The 23,267-nt window shown below is 52.5% G+C and carries 4 protein-coding genes; all 4 read right to left on the bottom strand.

Features of this window, described 5'->3' with window-relative positions; all coding sequences use genetic code 11:
• Positions 1 to 42 precede the first annotated feature (42 nt).
• Positions 43 to 1,719, bottom strand: a complete 1,677-nt coding sequence (locus tag MHN31_RS21175) for a cyclic peptide export ABC transporter (RefSeq protein ID WP_239445252.1) — start codon at positions 1,717 to 1,719, stop codon at positions 43 to 45.
• Positions 1,720 to 1,832: 113 nt separating this feature from the next.
• Positions 1,833 to 9,284 carry a non-ribosomal peptide synthetase gene (locus tag MHN31_RS21170; RefSeq protein WP_239445251.1) on the bottom strand — a complete coding sequence of 2,484 codons (7,452 nt, stop codon included), beginning with the start codon at positions 9,282 to 9,284 and terminating at the stop codon, positions 1,833 to 1,835.
• Positions 9,281 to 16,027 carry a non-ribosomal peptide synthetase gene (locus MHN31_RS21165; protein ID WP_239445250.1) on the bottom strand — a complete coding sequence of 2,249 codons (6,747 nt, stop codon included), beginning with the start codon at positions 16,025 to 16,027 and terminating at the stop codon, positions 9,281 to 9,283. Before MHN31_RS21165 ends, MHN31_RS21170 begins: the two co-directional genes overlap by 4 nt.
• A 202-nt stretch (positions 16,028 to 16,229) precedes the next feature.
• Positions 16,230 to 22,922, bottom strand: coding sequence for a non-ribosomal peptide synthetase (locus MHN31_RS21160; RefSeq protein WP_239445249.1), 6,693 nt, complete (start codon positions 22,920 to 22,922; stop codon positions 16,230 to 16,232).
• Positions 22,923 to 23,267 lie beyond the last annotated feature (345 nt).

Genomic DNA, 23,267 nt, shown 5'->3' with positions numbered 1-23,267 from the left:
GGCAACGAAACGTGGCGGGCCAAAAGCCCGCCTGTCAGACGATTAAGCCAGAGCTGCTGGCTGGCGCTCGGTCACTGGCGCTGTCGCTGAGAATGACGTCGATACGTCTTCCATCTGACCGGCTTCAAATTTGAGGATCCGGTCTGACAGTGAGAAGTAATGCTCGTCATGGCTAATCACAAACACGGTTTTACCCAACGATTTCAGCTCGGGTAACAGTTCACGATAAAAGAAGTTTCTGAAGTAAGGGTCTTGATCAGCGGCCCATTCATCAAAGATATACAGTGGCGTATCTTCCATATAAGACAACAACAGACCCAGGCGCTTTTTCTGACCCTGAGACAGTTCTGTGGTGGACAAAATCCCCTTTTCTACCGTGACTTTCTGATCCAGTTTAAGCTTGCTCAGGTACTGACTAATCTTGTCATCATCTGCCAACATACCGTTGGCATCGATCACTTGTTCAAACAGGTAAAAGTCAGAAAAAATGGTGCTAAAGTGACAGCGATACCAATCCATTGCATGTGCAGCATCGCGACCATCGAGGCGGATACTGCCCTGAGTTGGCGTATATAAGCCACACAACACTTTGGCGAAGGTTGATTTACCGCAGCCATTACCGCCGATCAAAAAGACAATTTCACCCCGCTGGATCTGTGTACTAATTGGCCCAATGGAAAAATGATAGTCGTCGCTGTCATCCCGACGGTATTCATACTCAATGGCTTCAATGTCAAGGGTTTGCCAGTTATGTTCCGGATGCAATGTGTTATCCAGCTGGTCGGTCAGGATCTCCTCGGACAGTTGCAGCTTTTCAATTTTCTGGCTCGACACTATGCCTTCGGCAACCACAGAGTAAGTGTTGATCAATACTGTCAACGGCCCTATTACATACACCAGGGTCAAAACAAAGCTCACTACCACGGCCGTGGCGATACCACTTAAGAATAACTGTGACATAAAGACCACAGACCCCAGTGCCAGGAATAAGATTAAATTGGTCCAGTTGCTCAGAATGATGAAAACAATATGCGCTGATATCGTCGACTTTTTAATCTCCTGAATGTTTGGTGTCACCACATCCTTGTAAAAAAAGCGCTTACGATTGAAGTTGATGTTCAGCTCTTTACCACCGTCGATCAGCGCGCGAAAGTTCTTAAATAAGCTGTCATCCAGCTCACGCACCGCCTGGAAACGTTGTATGCCTAACCCCATCAACAACTGGGCAACCACCATAGCCAGCAACAAAACGCCACCGACAAATAAAAACAACTGCCACGACTGATAGGCCATGTAAGCAAAGCACAGCAGTACCGTTGCCAGGTTATAAGCGACATGTGGCACAGCACTCAGCGTGGCAGTGAGTGACTCAATATCTTTGGTCAGAGTCGCGAAAATACGGTGACCACCAACGCGTTCAATCTGCTCATAACTGGTCGATAAAACCCGCTGTACCAAATTCTCCCGAATACTCACCATGATTTGAACAGACAACTTCGTCAGTATGTACTGAGAAATCACACTGAAGGTTAAAAATCCCGCCAACGCAGCGAAAAAGATGGTCAGCCCCCGGATCACATCCGAGTCGGGATTAGACACATTTTCTATCTCAGCATTGACCAGTGAGATGATGCCAATGCCAGATAATGCACTGACCACGCTCAACAAAGTGGCAAGGATGAGGAGTTTCTTATGAGATAAAACTAGCCGATATAACATAAAACAGCCTTGTAATGGTTACTTAAAACTAAAATGGGTATTACTCAGGCTGAGGCACTGTTGCCTCAGCCTGCCTGTTTGGGTCAAAGAGCCCGGATTTTCGTGCTGTTAACTCATGCCAGTAGCGTCATGAGTTTGTCTGCCAGACCACTAACATAAGGACTTTTCACCATAGTGACGTGTTTGCCCTGAGTGTTGATGGTCGTGATTTGTGTACTTACATGTGCCTGCAACTGTGCCTGCTTTTGCGCCCAATACGCGTCTCCCAGTTCAGGGGTACTGATCATACTGACTGCACCTTTGAGGCTCGCGTCAGGCTGATAACGCCGTGACCAGTCAACCTGCTGGAAATAAACATTGAACAACCGCTGTGTCATGGCCAGACTCAGCCAGGAAAGTAATTGCTCCTCGCTGTCTTCGGGTTTCAACTCTCTGGCATACGACAGCATAAGTTCCTGCTTTTCAGCATCGCTGATTTCGAACTGAGCCTGATCATCGGTTGCCACTAAACACTCACACAGTAGCAGCTGTGTTTGACACCCTAATGACTCCAGTCTGAGTGCCGTTGCAAAGGCCACTGCGCCGCCTGAACTATGGCCCATCAGAACCGCAGGCTCATTCTGAGCACCACGCGCTGTGCGCTCGCTGATAATGGCGTCGGCGTAGCAATTGATGAGTGCATCCCAACTGTCGATATCCGGGTCCTGCTCGCTCATTCCCACCGGCTCCAGACTCATGATCTGTACCTGAGGTAATGCCCGCGCCAGATCCATATAGCCACCACTGGTCATGCCCGCACCTGGGGCCAGATATATCGTTGCAGCCGGGTCAAAGTCCAGTGATAACACAGGGCGAATAGCCTGCCATTCATGGTCATTGTGATCTTCGATTAGCTGCGCCATGGCTCTGAGTATGGGCCGCTCAACTACTTTGTTGATGGCGATACCGTGGGTTTTGAAAATCTGGTCAATGTTCTGCACCAGCTTCATCACCAGCAGTGAATGGCCACCCAGTGCAAAGAAATTAGCATCGCGGCTGATCTGCTCGGCTGGCAGCTTGAGTACATCGGCCCAGACCTGAGCGAGCATCACTTCGGTGTCACTCTGTGGCGCTTCATAGGCACCAGCCAGTCCCGTCAATTCTGGTACTGGTAATGCCTTGCGGTCAATCTTCCCGTTTGGTGTTTGCGGCCACTGGCTAACAAACATAAAGCTGTCGGGCACCATGTACTCGGCCAGTGCCTCACTGAGCTGTGTTTTGATGGCTGCAACTAATGCCAGCTCATCACACGCCTGTAAAGGCTTCACATACGCCACCAGCCGTTGATTGCCATGCTCATCCGTCAGGGCCATAACCAGCGCAGAATCTACGTCGCTGTGCTCACCGATATAAAACTCAATTTCGCCCAGCTCAATACGCAAGCCACGGATCTTCACCTGATGGTCCATCCGGCCCATGTATTCAATATTGCCGTCCTCACGGTAGCGCACTAAATCACCGGTTTTGTAGAGGCGCGGGCTGCTGTTCGCAGCACTGGCATCGAAAAATGGGTTGGTAATGAAACGCTCTTCAGTCAGCTCGGGACGATTGAGATAGCCACGCGCCAGGCCCTCCCCGCCAATATGCAACTCGCCACACGCTCCCTGAGGCAACAGATTAAGCGCTTCATCGAGCACCAGTAACTGAATATTCTGAATCGGCTTACCAATGGGCACACTGCTACTATGAGGTTGCGCACAATCCCAATAGCTAACATCGATGGCTGCCTCCGTTGGCCCATACAGATTGTGCAGTTGTGCCGTTGGTAAACACACCTTAAATTGCTCAACATGGCTTATCTGCAGTGCCTCGCCACTACAGAACACCTGCTGTATTGAAGTGCAGCGGCTCAGATCACCGTGCTCCAACATCACACCTAACATAGAAGGCACAAAGTGCAGCTTAGTCACACCTGTGGCTGTGATCAGCTCGCTCAGATAGGTAGGGTCTTTGTGCCCACCCGGTTTGGCAATCACCAGCTCAGCACCTTTGAGCATCGGCCAGACAAACTCCCAGACCGAGACATCAAAGCTGTAGGGCGTCTTTTGCAGGATTTTGTCTGAAGTATCGCAGCCATATTCCGTGTCCATCCAGTCGATGCGGTTGTGCAGCGCCTGATGCTCCAGTAGCACGCCTTTGGGTTTGCCTGTTGAGCCTGAGGTATAGATCATATAGGCCAGATGCTGCGCCGTAAGTCCGATGTCGCTCGCCGGGATATTGTTTTCGTCATAGGCATCAAAATCAAACCCATCCAGTGCCACAACCTCGGCCTCACCCAGTTCGACACGATTGGCTACCGCGCGGGTGCTGAGCACCACATCAGCACTGGCATTCTCAACCAGATAGTTGAGTCGTGCCGCAGGTAGCTCTGGGTCCAGCGGGACATAAGCACCACCCGCCTTGAGAATACCCCAAATACCAATCACCATTTCAAAGGAGCGCTCCACACACAAGCCAACCAGTGAATCCGGCCCTACACCATGGGTGTCTCGCAAATAATGCGCCAGCTGATTGGCCTTGCTATTGAGCGCGGTATAAGTGAGGGTCTGGGCCTCAAAACGCAATGCAATGTTGCCCGGTGTCGCTGCGACCTGCTGCTCAAATAACTGATGTACACACACGTCGCGCGCATAGTTTTGCTCTGTATCATTCCACTCACTCAGATAACGATGCTGCTCGTCATCTGGCAACACCCTCAAGGAGGCAACCGGCTGCGGTGAGTCACTTTCAAGCATCTCCAGCAACTGAGCCAGTGCTGTGACCAGATAATCATTAATTCGCTTACCATGAACACTGCTGTCCACTTGCAGCGTCAGGGAAAAATCACTGCCAAGGTCATCGACCGACATCACACACGGGTAGTTAGTGCGCTCTTTCACACCCAAGAGTTTCAGCTCCGCCTGCTCGTCTGGCGCACTGACGTCGTGAGAATGACGATAATTGAGTACTGCGCTGAACAGGGGCATATTGCCTTCGACGCCCGAAGCCTGCATGGCATCAGAGAGCGGAGCCTGCTCATGTGGCAGCAACGCCTGAAGGGCAGCATGCACGTTGTGCAGGGCATCCCGTGCGGAGCGCTGGTCCAGTGTCACACGGATCGGCAAAGTATTAATCATCATACCCAGCATCTGTGCCATCTCAGGACCACCTTGCATCCGCCCCGATAACACAGTGCCAAACACCACATCTTGCTGACCCGCGCAGGCTGCAACAACCCGGCCCCAGGCCAGATGAAATAACGCCGCCGGGCTCATCGCCTGACTTTTTGCATAATGCCTGGCCCGGCGTGCAAGCTCAGTCGGGATACGCTGTTTAAACTCATCAATGTGGGCACCATCCCCGTTTACTTCACTGAGCCCGAACGGATAAGCCGGCTGATCAAAATCCCCCAGTTGAGCTCTAAAGTACTGCTGACTGTCATGATGTTGTTGGTCATGCAGCACCCGGGCAATGAAGTGGCGATACGACGTGACAGCAGGCAAACTGGCTGCTCCCTCGCTTTCAATCTGGGCCAGCTCTGCCATCAGAATGTCCAGCGATACGTGGTCAATCAGCAGATGATGCACCTTAAGCACCGCATAAATTTGCTGCGTTTGCTTATCCTCCATGGCCTGCAACTGCATCATAGGGGCAGATTCAAGCTCAAGGCGGTGTGCACCCTGTGCGACGTAATTCTCGAATACGGTTTGCACGTCCTGCCCGACTTTAACTGGCAGCCATTGCGCGGCAATTTGCGCAGCTCTCAATACCACCTGAACCGGCTCTGTGCGGCCGCGCCATAAAATCGCAGTGCGCAATACATCGTGGCGGGCAATCAGGGTATTAAGCTGTGCTTCCAGCAATGTTAATAATTCTGGCTGTGAGAAAGAAAAAGCCATGGTCGTCACATAAGGGTCGCGACCATCGCTCAGAGTATGCATTGCCAGGATCCCCTGCTGCAACGGCGCAAGCGGATATACATCCTGGATGTTTGCGGCCCCGCCCGGTACTTGTGCTGTGATCTCATCTATCTCATCTTGCGCCAATGTGATCAGATTCAGCAACTCAGGCGTCAATTCCGTGCAGTCCGGTTTGATCGGGTTTTCGGGTACCACAAACCCCTGCCCGGTGTCTGCTGCGAGTAAGCTCGCCATCTCGGCCAGGCTACTGCTGGTGAATAACGCCTGACTGTCAACCTGATAACCGCGTGCTTTGAGCTGCGCTATCAGCTGGATCACCAACAGCGAATGGCCACCCAGCGCAAAGAAGTTAGCCGAAGTACTGAGCTGCGCCGGATCTCGGTCAAGCAACTCAGCGCATACTTCCACCATAACCTGCTCAGCGGCACTGACAGGCGCGGTGTACGCAGCTTGCGCATCAATAACGTCGGGCTCAGGCAGCGCACGGCGGTCTATTTTACCGTTACCAGTCAATGGCCAGTGTGTCACCAACACCAGCGCGTCCGGGACCATATAGCCAGGTAAAGTGCGTGCCAGAGTCTGACTTAACTGAATGCTGTCAGTACTGCCATTCTCGCGCGCCGCGGCCGTCAATTCTGCATAAGCCACCAGCCGCTTGTGGGTGTCTCCTTTAACAACCACCAGCGCGCTGGCGACCTCTTCAAGCTGTGAGATATGCTGCTCAATTTCGCCCAGCTCAACCCGGAAACCCCGGATCTTAACCTGATCGTCAGTACGGCCAATGTATTCAACCACGCCATCGCCACGCATGCGCACTAAATCACCAGTGCGATAAAGACGCTGATAGGCCGCTGGCTGAGCCTCATCGTAAAACGGGTTAGCGGTAAACTTCTCTTCGCTCAGCGTTGCTAAGTTCAAGTAGCCCAGCGCCAGTCCGGGACCACTGACACACAACTCCCCGACACAGCCCTGCGGCACCAATTCATTGCCGTTCAGCACCATCACACTGTCACCCTGCAGTGCCCGGCCAATCGGTACGGCAGTTGCCGGGTCAAAGTCGGCAGGCACCGGATAGCAACAGGTAAAGGTGGTGTTTTCCGTCGGCCCGTAGCCATTGACCACTTGTACGTCAGATAACGCCTTCTGCACCCGGGCCACCGCCTGAGGCTCCAGCACATCGCCCCCGGCCAGCACCGTGCGCAAAGCACGCAAGCGCTCAGGCGCGTCACCACATGTTTTGCTCCACTCACTAAATAGCCCGGCAGTCAGCCACATGGCATTGACCTGCTGAGTTTCAATGACCTGATCCAGCGTCTCCAGTGTGATGTGCGCTTCTGGATAAAGCACGCAACGCCCGCCATTGAGCAACGGGCCCCAGATCTCCAATGTGGCCGCATCGAAGGCCACGTTTGCGGCTTGTAAAAAGACCGTATCCTGATCCAGCGTCATAAAGTTTGGCGACATCACCAAACGGCTGATAGCCCGATGCGGCACCACAACGCCTTTAGGCAAGCCCGTCGAGCCTGAGGTATAAATCACATAAGCAGCGCTTTGTGGTTCGGGCTGAGATGTTGTAACGGGGGCAGAACCAAAACGCGCAAATTCATCACACCCGGCAATCGTCAGCTCAGGTGTCAATTCCAGCGCCTGCACCGAACTGCCACTGACTAAATCACGGTGCGCTTCACAGGTGATCACGTGCTGCAGCTTAGCATCAGCCATGATGTGATCAATGCGGGACTGCGGATAATCCGGGTTCAGCGGCACATAGGTTGCGCCACTTTTTAACACCGCCAGCATGGCCACGACCATTTCAATGCCCCGCGGTAACAATAATCCAATATGTGCCTGGCGACCTTGCGCGACCAGATAGCGCGCCAGCCGGTTAGAAGCCAGATCAAGGTCAGCATAACTCAGCTGCTGCTCACCACAAACCAAGGCAACATTCTGTGCTGCGCGGTTTACACTTTGGCTAAACAGCTCAGTCACGGTTAATTGCGCCGCCTCAACCAGCTCGCCTGGTGCCATCAGCGCTTTTTGCTGTGCCACTTCATCCGAGTGCAGTGCATTGATTTCATTCAGCAACGGATTGCCGCCACGCCTCGCGGCATTGGCCAGGCATTCGATGACCGCCATCAGCTGCGCGTTAAACCGTGCAATCAATTCAGGGCTGAACAGGGCTTTGTCGTATAACCAGTTAATCGTGACACACGACTCATCCAGGCTCAGGTTAAGCTCTATATCAAACTTACAAATGGGCTCATCGCTCATCAGCGGCGTCATACTCAGCTTAGGCAAAGCCACGCCAGAGGCTTGCTCGGCGGCAACGCCATAGTCTGAATTGGTAGTCAGTACTATCTGAAATAAAGGCGTATGAGCACTGTCACGCTCAAGGTTCAGTGCCTCAACTACCTGATCAAACGGTACGTCCTGATGGGACTGTGCCTGCTGATTGACGCTACGAATATGCGCCAAAAAGTCTGCCAGTGTCTCATGATCTGTACTTGCTCTTAGCACCAGGGAGTTTACGAAAAAGCCAATTAACTCCCTGAGTTGTGCATCACTGCGATTGGCAACCGGCGTGCCTATGACGATGTCCGAGCTGCCACTAAAACGTGCCAGAGTCAGTGCCAGCGCTCCGTGCATCAGCATAAAGGGACTGAGCTGATGTTGCTCGCTAAGCTGACCAAGCGCACTGGCAACGGTCGCATCCAGTGAGGCATCATACTTGCCCCCCAGATAGCCCTTATGAGCAGGCCTTGAGTAGCTCAGTGGCAAGCCATGTAATGCTGGAATATCTGCCAAGGTGCGACGCCAGAAATCCAGCCCACTGGCGAGCACTTCGTCATTTAGCCAGGCGCGCTGCCATTGTGCGTAGTCTTTGTATTGCAATGTCAGTGTTGGCAGAGGACAGCTTTTGCCTTGTGCCAGGCTGGCGTAGAGTGCAAAAAACTCCTGGCTGAGCACCGCCATCGACCAGCCATCCGACGCAATGTGATGCATGTTAAGCAACAGGTAACCCTGTGCCTGTGTCTGATCTGCGGATAACCCCAGGTCTACCCAGGTTGCCCGGATCATCAGGTCCTGACTCAAATCAAAAGGCGTCCGGGCGTCGTCCTGGATCAGTGAATCCAGCGCCTGTTGCGCTGCCTGCTCATCATGCTCACTCAAGTCGACACAGGTTAATGTAAAGGCCACATCATCGCGAACAACCTGAGTGGCTTGTCCCTGTTGCGACTGATACACCGTGCGCAGCACTTCATGACGCTCGACGATCCGCGCCAGTGCCTGTTCGACTAGCACTGGCTCAAGCTGGCCTTCAACCTGATAGATCTGTGGCATGTTGTAATGCGCGCTGCCACCATGCAGTTCGTTCAGCATCCACAAGCGCTGCTGGGCAAAAGACAAGGGCGCACTGTTACCGGCCGTTTTGGTCAACACCGGGCGCTTATGGCTACGGGCGTAGAGTTGATGCAAAAACGCTTTGAGTGCGTCCTTGTTCTCTGCCAGCTGACGCTTCAGCTGGCTGTCCATCTCCTTGGGCAGCTTCAGGGTGATTTTTTCATCCTGAGATTGAAAAATAACACCCGCCTGTTGTAGTTGTTGAAAAAGCAACTCAACACTCATAGCTCAAAATCCTCAAATTCATCGTTGTCTTCGCACTGCGGTTCGGCCTGATTGTGGATGGCCTGCACCGAGCCTATAAACCCGGCTATTTGCTGAATGTTTTCGCAGCGATATAAATCGGCAATTTGCAGCTCAATCTCAAGTCGCTGATTCAGCTGCTGCAGTAACTTCATGACCAATAGGGAATGGCCACCCAGTTCGAAAAAGTTAGCGCCCGTGCTGATCTGCTCAGGGGGCAGATTCAATAACTCAGACCAGATGGCCACCAGCTGATCTTCCAGCTCATTGGCGGGCGCAACATAGTCGGCCTGCATCAGGCTAAAATCGGGCTCTGGCAGTGCCTGTCTGTCAATTTTGCCATTGCGGGTTAATGGCCACTCTTGCACCAACACAAACGCCGCAGGGATCATGTACGCGGGCAATTGTGCGGCTAAAGCCGTTGCCAGCGCCTGCGTGTGTGTACGAGGGTCTGCCTGCTCACAACCGGCGTTCAATTCAATATACGCAACCAGTTGTTTGTCACCTTCACTGCGCGCTCTGATGGTTACCAGAGACTGAGTCACATCATCCAGCGCTTCCAGCTGACGTTCGATTTCACCCAGCTCAACCCTGAAACCCCGGATCTTGATTTGATCATCCAGGCGACCGGCATAGGTGATCAGCCCATCATCATTACAGCGCACCAAATCACCCGTGCGATACAGCAGTTCTGGTTGCCCGGTTTCGTTAGCGTACGGGTTGTGAATAAAGCGCTCTTTGCTCAGCGCGGGCTGATTAAGATAACCCAGTGCCAGGCCATCTCCCCCCACACACAGCTCACCGACCACCCCTTGCGGCACCCGGCGACCTTGCGGTGTTAAAATCAGTAATTTATCGCCCTGAACCCCCTGCCCGATTGGCACGCCAGCGCTGATGTCGCTATCTCGTGGTACTGGATAACAGCACGTAAAGGTGGTGTTTTCCGTCGGCCCGTAGCCGTTAATCACCGTCACCTCTGGCAGGGCCTGCTGCACTGCACTAACCGCTTGTGGGTTCAGGACATCGCCCCCGGCCAGCACACTTTGCAACGCAAGCCTGTCAGTATCTAGCTCACCACAGATCTTACTCCATTCTGTAAACAGACCTGAGGTCAGCCACAACGCCGTGATCCCCTGCGTACTCAGTACAGTATTCAGTCCCTCAAGGGTGATCAGGCTATCCGGATACAAGACACAACGCCCACCATTTAATAGTGGCCCCCAGATCTCCAGCGTCGCGGCATCAAAGGCAATATTAGCACTTTGCAAAAACACTGTGTCTGCGTTCAGCGTCATAAAGTTCGGCGCATGGACCAGACGATTCACTGCACGATGGGGCGTCATAACACCCTTAGGTGTCCCTGTGGAGCCTGAAGTATAAATCACGTATGCCAGCGATTGCGGCGTCAACCCGACAGCGCGTGGCAAATCTTCATCACTCAGCGTTGACCAGGCGCCGTGTGCATCATCCAGCACAATTTTGCTTAGCGGACTGAAAGCCAGCGTCTGTTGCTGTGCCTGCTCAGTCAATATCACCGTCAGCTGCGTGTCCTCTAACATATACGCCAGTCGCGACTGCGGATAGTTCGGGTCCAGTGGGACATAGGCACCGCCCGCTTTGAGTATGGCTAAACTGGCCACTAGCATGTCGACCGAACGGCCAATGCACAATCCGACCAGGGTACCTGCGCTCACCTGATGTGCTTCACGCAGGTAACGCGCCAACTGGTTGGCTTTGGCGTTTAGCTGTGCATAACTGAGCGCCTCATTGTCCAATTGCACGGCAATACTATCCGGTGTGGCTTTGGCATGCAGCTCAAATACGTCATGAATACAAGCACTGCGCGGATAATCGGCATCATGACTTTGCCAGCTATCCAGCATAGTCAGTTCAGGCTTGCTCAATACAGCCAGGGTTGCGACGGCTTGCTCAGAGTGTTCATCCAGCGCCGTGAGCAATGCACTCAGCGCCGTCTCCATCAGCGCAGCGATCCGCGTTGCCGATACACTTTGCTCAATCTGATAATCGAGACTGAAACTGTCTCCCTCACCCAGGTCATTCACCGACAAATCAAACGGATAATTGGTGCGCTCACGGGTGCTAAGCAAGGCAATGCCCGGGTCGGCTTGTTCCTGAGCTTGTTCAGGAGCTGCATGAGTCGCTGAATGACGATAATTTAGAATCGCGCTGAACAAAGGCGTATTACCGTCAATCCCGCTGTAACTTTGTGCTTCGGCCAGCGAAACCTGCTCATAGGGTAGCAGCGCCCGCAACGCATCATTGACTTGTTTCAGTGCCACATGGGCAGCCTGATGACCTAAAGACACGCGAATAGGTAAGGTGTTGATCAGCATGCCCATCATCCGCTCGATGCCAGCCATGCCATTCATCCGGCCTGACATCACAGTGCCAAACACCACTTCGTCGCGGCCACAACAGGCACTTAAAACCTGAGCCCAGGCGAGATGGAACACAGCCGCCGGGCTGCACTGATGACGCTTACTTAAGGTGCGGATCAGCTCAGATTGTGCGGCACTTAAAGACTGAGTATATTCAACCACCGCGTTGCCATCGCCTGCCACCTGAGCCAGTTCAAACGGCAGAGTTGGGGTGTCGATGTCGCCCAGTAATTCAGTAAAAAACTCGGCCGTATCCAGCAGCGCGCTTTGCGCCATAGAGCGGGCGATAAATTCTCGATACGGTAAAGGCGCGGGCAGTGTCTGCACATCATCAGCTTCGAGTTCATTCATCAGGATCTCTAAAGAAACATGATCCGTAATCAAATGATGGAACTTGAGCATGGCAAAGGTGCGCCCCTGCTCGTCTTGCGGGCTGGTGACTAGCTGGATCAGCGGTGCTGATTCCAGGTCAAAGCCATGTGGTCCGCTTGCCACATAGCGGGCAAACTGTGCTTTGAGATCGTCCCCACTCAGTGCCAGCTCAGTCACAGGTAATGTCGCTTCACGCAGCACCACCTGCATCGCCTGCTCCCGGCCTCGCCAGAACACTGCGGTACGCAGCACATCATGACGCTGCACTAACCAATTTAGCTGCGCCACAAACCCGGCCAGCTTGTCTGCTGAGGCAAACTCAAAACTAGCAGTGGTGACATACGGGTCATGCTCCGGATTGAGAGTATGTACAAACAGCACCCCTTCCTGAAGCGGTGCTAATGGATAGATATCCTGAATATTGCGCATCCCGCCAGGCACAGCCGCTGCAATGACCTCTATTTCAGGTTGTTCCAGCGTTACCAGCGTCAGCATCTCAGGTGTGATGGCCTCACAGTGCGCCGGGATGCGATTGTCAGGGATGGCAAACGCGTCATCAGCCTCATCAATAACGGCGGCCATCGCGGCCAGGTCTTTAGCCTGGAATAGCTGTTGCGCGCTGCTATTAAGATTGTGCTGCTGGAGTTTGGCCAGCAGCTGCATAATCAACAGTGAATGCCCACCCAGCTCAAAGAAATTGGCGGTGGCACTGATCTGATCCTGCTCCAGCCCCAATAACTCGGCCCATAAGCCTGCCAGCAAGCAGGCCAGCTCTGTTTCTGGCGCAACGTATTGGGCGCTGCTTTGTTGCAGTGCGTCGGGCGCGGGCAGGGCTTTTTTATCAATTTTGCCGTTTGGCGTCAGTGGCCACTGTGGCATCACCACAAACAAGCCTGGCACCATATGGGCTGGCAGTTGTTGCCCCAGGCGCGTTTTAATATCGGCTATCCAGCTTGCCTGTTGCGCCTCATCCTGTGCTGTCTCACATGTGAGACAGGGCTGCACATAAGCCACCAGTTGCTGCTGACCATCAGCCAGCGTGCGCGCCAGAACCTGTGACAATGCTATGTCTTCAAGCTGATTGAGACGATGCTCAATCTCACCCAACTCAATGCGGAAACCGCGGATCTTCACCTGATCATCGCTGCGACCAATAAACTCAAGTCGCCCGTCCTGGCGATAACGCACTAAGTCACCTGTGCGATACAAGCGTGGGCTGTTATCGTGCTCACCTGCCTGGTAATAAGGATTGGCGATGAAGCGCTCCTCGGTCAGATCGGGTCGGTTCAGATAACCCCGCGCGACACCTACACCACCCAGATAAAGCTCTCCGACACACCCAACTGGTAGCCGCTCCATCGCACTGCCTAACACATAGGCCTGGCTGTTCGCTATCACGTGACCAATGTCGGGCACGGACGCTAGTTGCCCGGTGAAACGCGCACAGGTTGAATACGTGGTGTCTTCCGATGGGCCATACAGGTTGCATACTTCTGCATCTGGCAAAGCCGCGAAGATCTGATTCACCTGCTGAGCGGTTAACGGCTCTCCGGCCAGGTTGACGGTCGTCAGGCTATCAGGCAATGCACCGACATCCAATAGCGCCTTCATCGCAGATGGCACTGTGTTAATTAAACTGATGTCCAGCGGCTCATCCGCCAGCGTCAGGGCATTTTTAACCACCACAACTTCAAAACCAAAGCTCAGCGGTAAGAAGATTTCATAGACCGACAAGTCAAAGTTCAGCGAGGTCGAAGCCAGTACCCGGCGCAGCGCCGCATCGTCAAAAGCGGCCCGGGCCCAGTACAGCATGGCTACCGTGTTTCGGTGTTCAATCATCACCCCTTTGGGTTTACCGGTAGAGCCAGAGGTATAAATCAAGTAAGCCAGATGTTGCGCTGTCACACCGCTTTCATTGCGGCCAATGTTCGCCGTGGAATAATGAGTGAAAGCACTCCCTTGGGCAACCAAATCGTCCAGCATCACCGCTTGTGCACCCGGCAGCGCCACCGTGTTAGTCAGACTTTGCTGGGTCAGGACGACGCTCAGGCTGGCATCTTCAATCAGATAAGCCAGTCGCTCTGACGGATACGCCGGGTCAAGCGGCACGTAGGCACCACCCGCCTTGAGAATCGCAAGCATCGCGACGACCATGTCTACGCCACGCTCCAGACACACGCCCACCGGGCAATCTGGACTGATATGATGTTCAAATCTCAGGTAATGCGCCAGCTGGTTTGCCCGGGCATTGAGTTCGCCATAGCTCAGTGACGCCGCGCCATGTTGTACGGCGCGGCGTTCTGGGTTTTGCGCAGCCTGAGCCTCAAACAGCTCATGAATACAGAGCTCTTGCGGATAATCAATGGCGTTATTATTAAACTGACTGAGCTGCTCAATCTCCAGCTCAGTCAACATAGTAATAGCCGCAATATTGGCTGCCCTGTCGGTATCCATTTCCGCCAGGAATATCAGCGTGTTATCCAAGTGCTTTGCTAGGGTTGCGATACGTTCACGAGTAAACAGGGTCAGGTCATACGTCCACTCAATGACACCGCCCTCGTCACTCATTGAGGCATTGATATCCAGATCAAACTTGGTTGTCGCTCCACTGCCAGCCATGGGAGTGATGGACAACCCTGCCAGCTCTGTGGTGTCGGAATGCGGTTCACTCACACCATAGTCTGAATTGGTGGTCAGCATGATCTGAAACAGCGGACTGTGCGCGGTACTACGAGGGACTTTCAATACCTCCACCAGCTTTTCGAACGGCAGATCCTGATGCGACTGAGCATCTAAATGCACTTGTCTCAATTGCGCCAGGAAGTCCGTTAGTGGCTGGTCCTGCGTGTCCACTCTCAGGATTAGGGTATTGACAAAAAAGCCGATCAGAGACTCCAGCTCAACCTGACGGCGGTTGGCCACCGGTGTGCCTATCACAATATCATGGTGATTACTGTTACGGGACAACACCAGCGCCAGCGCACCATGGATCAGCATAAACGGAGTCAATTCATAACGCCGGGCAAGCGCTGACAGCTTTTGACACAATTCAGCACTGAGCGGCTGTGACACCACTTCTCCCTGGTAAGCTTTGACGTCTGGCCTTGGAAAATCGAGTGGCAAAGCATGCACCCGGGGCAACTGAGCCAGTTGCTGTTGCCAATAATTGAGCTGAGTTTGCAGCACCTCGCCCTGGAGCCAGTCACGCTGCCACTGGGCATAATCGGCGTACTGAATTGTTAATTCGGGAAGTGGATTTGGCTGACCATAGCCATAAGCATGGTAAAGCGCGAAGAATTCCCGGAGCAGTATGTCCATGGACCAGCCATCGGTGGCGATATGGTGCATGTTGATAAACAACACCCCGGCATCATCCGCACTCAAAGCTAAAAAGCGCACCCGCAGCATAAAGTCCTGCGCCAGATCAAATGGCTGCCCTGCCGCATCATTAATAAACTGCTCAATCCCTGCCGCGTCATTTTGTACAGTCAGGGTCTCTTGCGTCACACAAAAATCTTGCGGGTCGAGCAATGACTGCTGCACGCCCAGCTCAGACTGACGAAACACCGCTCTGAGTACGTCATGACGAGTCACTATGTCGCGGAACACACGCTCAATCAGCGCAACGTCAATCTGACCTGTGAGTCTGAACACCATCGGCATGTGGTATTCGCTGGAGCCGCCCTGGATTTGATCCAGCGTATACAGACGCTGCTGTGCAAACGACAGCGGATAACTGCTGAGATCTTCACGACGCGCCACCGGACTCACAACAGAAGCTTCAGTATACTGAGCGAGTGCTTCAATAATGGCACTTTTATGTTGTTTGATCTGCTTTGCGATATCGACCGTGATGGCCCCTTTTTTGGCTTTGGACTTTAATGCCCCATCCTGTAAGAATAACCGGATCCCCGCCTGCTCGAGCTCAACGAGTAGCTGTTTGATATTTTCCATAATGGCTGACTAACTCATATCTGTGTTTAACTGCAAAAGCGCTGTGCCCGTATCGGAGGAACCACTCAGATACCTGAATCGCGCCCATACACCGGCTTAGCCTCTACGACTTAAAACCAGCCTGATTAATCAGACTGGCAGATTGTTTATTTTATGTATTAACGTGTGCTTGAATCTCAGGCCTGTGGCCTGACTAACCTTATTACCAGTCCATTTCCTCCAGCTCAGCATCATCCTCTGCCAACGGGTCACTTTGGCGGCTGAGCAGGTAATCTATGTGCAATGCCTGCTCTTTAAGCTGCGGCTGTGCAAACAGTTCTTTAATAGAAAACTCAACAGCGAAGCGGTGACGGATCTGGGTTTCCAGTCGGGTCACTAAAATGGAGTTACCACCTTGCTCAAAAAATCGTGCATGGCTGCTTATCTCACTGGCTTCTATGCCTAACAGGGCTGACCAGACTTCTGCCAGCGCCTGTTCTGTGGCCGTTTCAGGTGCAACATAAGGCTGCTCGCTGTCTGCGCCAGACACGTCTGGCAACGCTTTTTTATCTATTTTTCCATTCGGGGTGAGTGGCCACTGAGCAACCACCACAAAACGGCTCGGCACCATATATTCCGGCAACTGAGCATGTAAATGCTGCTCAACTTCCTGTATCACGGAAGTCTGGTCCTGCGCTTCATCGCGCGGTTGAATATACGCGATGAGCATATCCGTGCCATTACTGGCCTGCTTCACCAAAACCACGGCAGAATCCAGCACGGCACAGCGATTGAGCTGGGCCTCCACTTCGCTCAGCTCAATACGGAAACCGCGAATTTTGACCTGCGCATCGAGGCGACCGACAAACTCAATGCTGCCATCGGGCAATATTTTGGCCAAATCGCCCGTTTTGTACAAACGGGTACTGTCACGGTGAGCCGGATAATAATAAAACGGGTTTTCAACAAACTTCTCGGCACTCAGCTCAGGGCGCTGATGATAACCACGTGCCAGCCCGTCGCCACCAATATGTAGCTCACCAATTACACCCGGAGGCACCAGCGCCATATGGTTATCCAGAACATACAGGCTCACATTGTTCAGTGGTTTACCTATGGTGATCGGTGTGCCCGGGTACAGGCGCTGATATGACGCACATACCGACGCTTCCGTTGGGCCATAGGCATTAAAGAAAGGATAATGTGCCGACCATTGATTGACCAACTCCGGTTCACAGGCTTCACCTGCCACAATTAATGCCTGCAATGACAGCGAGGTGTCGAGTGGCATCATGGCCAAAAATGCCGGAGGTAAAGTCACATGGCTGATCTGCTGTTGCGCAAGCAGTGCAGTAATGTCGTCAGGCGAGCGTCTTTGTTCGCTGCTGGCTATGATCAGCGTAGCCCCATTGAGCAGTGCCATGGCATATTCCCAGGTGCCCGCATCAAAGCTCATTGATGCGAAATGCAGTACCCTGCTGCGCGGAGTAATGGCAAAAGCACGGCGTTGGTTATCCGCCAGATTGACTATCCCCTGATGCTCAAGTAACACCCCTTTTGGCTGACCCGTCGAGCCTGAGGTATAAATCTCGTAGGCCAGGCTGGTGGGCAGCAGTCCCAGCGCGCTATGATCCAGATTTTCTTCGCTATAATGGCTGAACGGCCCCAAACAGGTATCATCGAGCAAGCCATCCAACGGAATTAGCGCGTAATCGGAGAGGGCAACTGCATCACTGATAGCCTGACTGCTAATGATGGTCCTGATCCCCGCGTCTTCGAGCATATAACTTAATCGTGCCGGTGGATAAGCCGGGTCCAGTGGCACATAAGCGCCACCCGCTTTAAGCACGGCCAGAGTGGCGATGATCATTTCCAGTGAGCGGTCCAGGGCAACCCCAATCAAAGTATCCGATGTGATAGCACCCTGTTCACGCAGGTAATGTGCAAGCTGATTGGCCTTGCTATTGAGCTGTGCATAACTCAGCTGCTGATCGGCATAGACAAGTGCAATATGATCCGGGTTGCGCTCAACCTGCAGCTCAAAGGCCTGATGAATACATAAGGTCCGGTCATACTCATGATAGTTATCATTGAGAGCATTAACCAGATACTGGCTTTGTTCGTTCGCCAGTACACTCAGCTGCCCGGGCGGGTTGTTCAGACTGTGGGTCATCTCAGTTTGTACCAGACGCTCCAGCAACAACATCAGGTGCTCACTCAGGTGTGTGATATGGGTCTGTGAAAATAATGAAGTGTCATAAATCCAGTTAACCTGAAGCGCCGTTTCACCCAGTGAAAACTCCACTTCGAGGTCGAATTTTGCCACACATCCGGCCTGCATCAGTGGCGTGAGCGTCAACCCGTCGAGCGTACTTTGCTCAGACCCGGGCTGTGTTTGCGCGCTATTGAAAGACGTCATGATCTGACACAGCGGTGCATGGGCATCGCCTCGCGGGATCTGTAAAGCGTCTACCAGCTGCTCAAACGGCAGGTCCTGATGACTTTGCGCGTCCAGATGCACATCTCTGACATGTTGCAGATACGCATCCAGCGATGGCTGCTCTGTGTTCACCCGCAGTGCAAGAATATTGACAAAGAAACCAATCAGCGGCTCCACTTCGGCCTGAAGTCGGTTTGCCACTGGCGTGCCTATCACCACATCCATGCTGTTACTGTAACGGCTGATGGTCAGTGCCAGCACCGCATGCAACAACATAAATGGTGTCATCTGGTAATGTGCAGCCATATCGCTTAACTGAGCAGCCAGTTGTGCAGAAGCTTTACCCGACACCATTGCGCCTTCATAGCTTTTTTCAGCAGGCCTTGGATAATCCAGTGGAATACCATGTACACCCGGTACATCGCTCAGTTGAGTTTGCCAGTAGTCGAGTTGTTGTTGCAGCACATCTCCTTGTAACCAGTTGCGTTGCCATTGAGCAAAATCGGCATACTGGATACTGAGCGGCGCTAACGGGTTATCACACCCATTTTGATATGCTGTATATAAAGAGAAAAATTCTCTGCTGAACAAGTTTAGCGACCAACCGTCTGAAGCGATATGATGCATATTGAGCAGCAATACGCCACGAGATGGATTCAAACTGATGAAGCTGGCACGCAACATTAGATCAGTAGCCAGATCAAATGGCGCGTGGGCATCTTCGGCCAGCAGTTGATCGAGCTGTTGTTGCGCATCAGTCCCGGCCAGGTGGTGTAGCTCAATGTGGCGTATAATCACAGGCTGAGGCGTTAGGATAACCTGCACGGGTCCAGCCTGCCCTTCCTGATAAACCGTACGCAGCACTTCGTGCCGTGCCACTATGGTGCTTAGTGCTTGTTGCGCAAGCGCAAGGTTAAACGACCCTTCAATCTCAAATGCCATCGGCATATTGTATTGGGCAGAGCTGCCCTGGAACTGATCGATAAACCACAGTCGCTGCTGAGCGTAAGATAACTCAAAGCTGTCCGTATCGCGTGGTAATGCTTCAATCGCAGGTCGTGATACTTTACTGCTTTGCTCGATCAGTGTAGCCAAATCTGCCAAAGTACTTGCTGAGAAAACCTGTTTGACGGCAATTTCAACCTCAAACTCACTACGGATCAAAGACACCAAGCGTACCGATAACAACGAATGACCACCGAGCGCAAAGAAGTCCGCTTCACGAGTTAACTGCTCAGCCTCACACGAAAGTAGGGTCGCCCAAATCTCGGCCAGAGTCTGCTCTGTCTTCGTTTGGGGCGCTTGTCTCTTACTCAGAGCCTGATCCGTTTTAATCGCAGGCAAGGCACGTCGGTCGATTTTACCATTGGCAGTGAGTGGCCATTGCTCAACTAAGGCGATAGCAGTTGGCACCATATAAGCAGGCAAAACAGACCTGAGCGCAGTCAACAGTGTCGCAATCAAGTGTTGCTGCGCATCGCTTGTCTCACACGTGATACAAGGACGTACATAGGCAACGAGTTGCTTGCTCGCAGCCTCGCCGATTGCCAGTACCAGTGCAGACTCAACCTCATCAAAAGATTCCAGAACGGCGCTTATCTCACCAGGTTCGATACGGAATCCACGGATTTTTATTTGTTCATCGCTTCGGCCCAGGTATTGTAAATCACCTTGTGGTGTCAGGCGGACCAAATCGCCGGTTTTATAAAGGCGCGATAAATTAGCTGGCAACATCTGAACATTAGTCGCATCAAAGAAACGCTCATCAGTCAGCTCAGCATTGTTGTAGTAGCCCACTGCGACACCTGGCCCCGCAACATATAGCTCGCCCACACAGCCTGTTGGTACCGGGACTAAATCCGCGTCTAAAATCAAACACTGGGTATTAGCAATCGCCCGCCCAATGCTGGCTTCTTCCTGCTCAAATTGTGTGACGTGACAGGTTGTAGCAACATGGGTTTCAGTCGGACCATAATGGTTGTAGAGGTCACAAGACGGATGTTGTGCCATAAACTGACGAATGCTGGGGGTAAGTTTCAACACATCTCCGGCAACAAACACCTGTCTGAGTCCTGTCAGGTCAATGGCAGGGGTTTGATTTGCCTGCTCAGCCAGTAAATCAAAGACCGCAGGTGGAACAAACAATCGCTCTATTCCTTGCGCAGCAACCAGGCTGGCAAGATCCTGTAACTGGTCTTTCTGCTGCTGTGACATCAACACCAGACAAGCACCCGTACTCCAGCTGGTAGCCAGCTCCTGAGCCGACACATCGAAAGTCAGCGGAGTAAATTGCAAAGTACGATAGGGCTGCGTGATACCGTCAATTTCAGCCTGGTGAGCACTCAGATTCACCAAAGTGCTATGGCGTTGGTTGACGCCTTTTGGCCGACCAGTTGAGCCGGAAGTATAGAGAATATAGGCACTGTGATCGCCGTCAATGTCCGGCAGGCTATGCGCTTGTGCTGCTGGCTGCGATAAAGCTGGATTGTCCAATCGTACACAAGATAATCCGGCAAACGTGTCTTGTGTCTGCGATAAAACCAACGAGAGTGACAGCTCGCTGACAATGTAGTTTAGTCGTTCTTCTGGGGCTTCGGGGTCAAGGGGCACATAGGTTGCACCCGCTTTGAGCAGAGCAGCAACCGCGCACACAGTGGCAATGCTGCGCTGTGCCACAATGGCAACAGGCTGGCCCACAGTGACACCATGCTCCGTCACTAAGCGCATCGCCAGTGCATCAGCACGGGCATTCAGTTCTGCGTACGTCAGCTCAGTTGCGTGATCCTGCAACGCAATGGCGTTCGGGTTATGTCGGGCCTGATATTCCAGCAACTGATGCACGGCTTGGCATTCAGAAGATAGCTGTGCGCCCTTCGTTAACGCCAGCGCTTGCTGCTGTTCTTGCTCACTCACCATAGAGAGAGCACTCAGGTTGGTCGACCAGCATTCTGTGTGAGCCAGCTCGGCCATCGCACCCAACACGTTACCCAGGTGCCGATCTAACTGACTGATGTGTGCTCGTTCAAACAAAGTGACGTCGTAGGTCCAGCCAACTGATACACCCTCCTCATTCAGCGACATATGAATGTCTAAATCAAATTTGGTGGTCAGGCTAACCTCTTGCATCGCCTGCAATGACGCCTCGCCAAGCTGGACATGTTCCGCTTGCTCAGCAGCTGCACTAAATTGATTGTCTGTCGTCAGCAAAATCTGAAATAACGGGCTATAGGCGTTATTGCGTGGTACGTTTAATACTTCGACCAGCTGCTCAAATGGCACATCCTGATTGCTCTGCGCAGCCAGGTGTACCGCTCTGACGTGTGCCAGGTAATCGCGTAAGGTGTCATGGGCTGTGCTGACCCTCAGCACCAGGGTATTGACGAAAAAGCCGATCAACGGTGCCAGAGATGGATCCTGACGGTTAGCCACCGGGCTACCAATAACAATGTCTTTGCTATTGCTATGGCGACTCAGTACCAGCGCCAGTGCCGCATGTAGCAGCATAAACGGCGTCAGTTGCAGTTCCCTGGCCAATGTCAGCAACCTGGTCGCCACCTTACGACTCAGTTGCGACGTGACCAACTCACCCCGGTACTGCTTTTCAGCAGGCCGGCTGGCATCCAAAGGCAACTGATGGAGTGCCGGCACTTGTTGCAGCTGTTGCTGCCAGTACTCTAGCTGCTTCTTAAGCCCTGCTTGTGCAAAACTGTGTTGCTGCCAATATGCAAAATCACTGTACTGAATGGCAAGCGGGGCAAGTGGACTCGGTGTGCCTTGCTCAAGTGATTGGTAAATCGCGAAAAACTCTTTGGTCAGCACATCCATTGACCAGCCATCCGACGCGATATGGTGCATGTTAAAGCTCAACAGCGCCTGACAGCACTTTGCATCATCATGGGTTAATTGCAGATAGCTGGCTCTGACCATCAGATCCTGGCTGAGATCAAAGGGGCGGCTTGCTTCGCGCTCCAGATGGGCCCTGGCAGCTTGATGTGGGTCGGCCTGGTCACTCAAATCTAACACTGTGATATGCAATCTGGCATCGTCTAACACGCGCAGACACGGCGCACCATCACACTCATAAAAAACCGTTCTCAACACCTCATGGCGCTGCACTATGGCGTTCAGCGCTTGCTCCACCTTGGCTACATCCAGGTGTCCATGCACCTCGAAAGCCATCGGCATATTGTACTCGCTGGAGCCGCGATTCAGTTGATCAATAAACCACAAACGGCGCTGAGAAAAGGACAATACTGGCGGCTCGCCTGGCTGTGCTTTGGCAACCGCAATGGGCGACTCAGTAACGCCATTTTGGCGTTGACCAATCGCTTGTATGATCTGTTGTTTATTGTTCTTTAGAAAATCTTTCTCATCTGCTGTCAAAGCCTTGAGCTTACCTCTGACCAGTAACTTACCCTGTTCATCGACAGTAAGTTTGATCCCTTTTTCGCTGAGCTGTAAAAAGAACTGTTTCATATTTTCGCTTTTGCAATCAAATTAATGATAAAGAAAAACACCGGCATCAGAATCCCTAAAGCAGGTAATCTGTGATATCAGCACCAGTGATACATAAGTCCAATCAGTCTTAATCTTTTTGCCATATTGAATGAAAAGTCCAGCGCACACTGTACTTGTTCAATACCCGGCTCGATGAACACAAGCTCATACCCGGGCTGTCATGTTGTCGCGACACTTTTTCGCTACAAAACAGCGTACACAATTAAGTGAATTGGCATCGTAAAGCCCTGCATGCAAATGCAACCGGCTCTTTGGTTTAATGTTGCTGTTTATTACTCGCTGACGTGCATAAATGTCAGTCAG

This window comes from Pseudoalteromonas sp. McH1-42, assembly GCF_022347845.1.
Taxonomy (GTDB): Bacteria; Pseudomonadota; Gammaproteobacteria; order Enterobacterales; family Alteromonadaceae; genus Pseudoalteromonas; species Pseudoalteromonas rubra_D.
Note: the sequence above shows the minus strand (reverse complement) of the source record. Positions and strands in the feature narration are given on the sequence as shown.

Excerpts from the sequence above, each read along its gene's own strand:
- MHN31_RS21175 (WP_239445252.1), bottom strand. The coding sequence starts at position 1,719 with ATGTTATATCGGCTAGTTTTATCTCATAAGAAACTCCTCATCCTTGCC.
- MHN31_RS21170 (WP_239445251.1), bottom strand. The coding sequence starts at position 9,284 with ATGAGTGTTGAGTTGCTTTTTCAACAACTACAACAGGCGGGTGTTATT.
- MHN31_RS21165 (WP_239445250.1), bottom strand. The coding sequence starts at position 16,027 with ATGGAAAATATCAAACAGCTACTCGTTGAGCTCGAGCAGGCGGGGATC.
- MHN31_RS21160 (WP_239445249.1), bottom strand. The coding sequence starts at position 22,922 with ATGAAACAGTTCTTTTTACAGCTCAGCGAAAAAGGGATCAAACTTACT.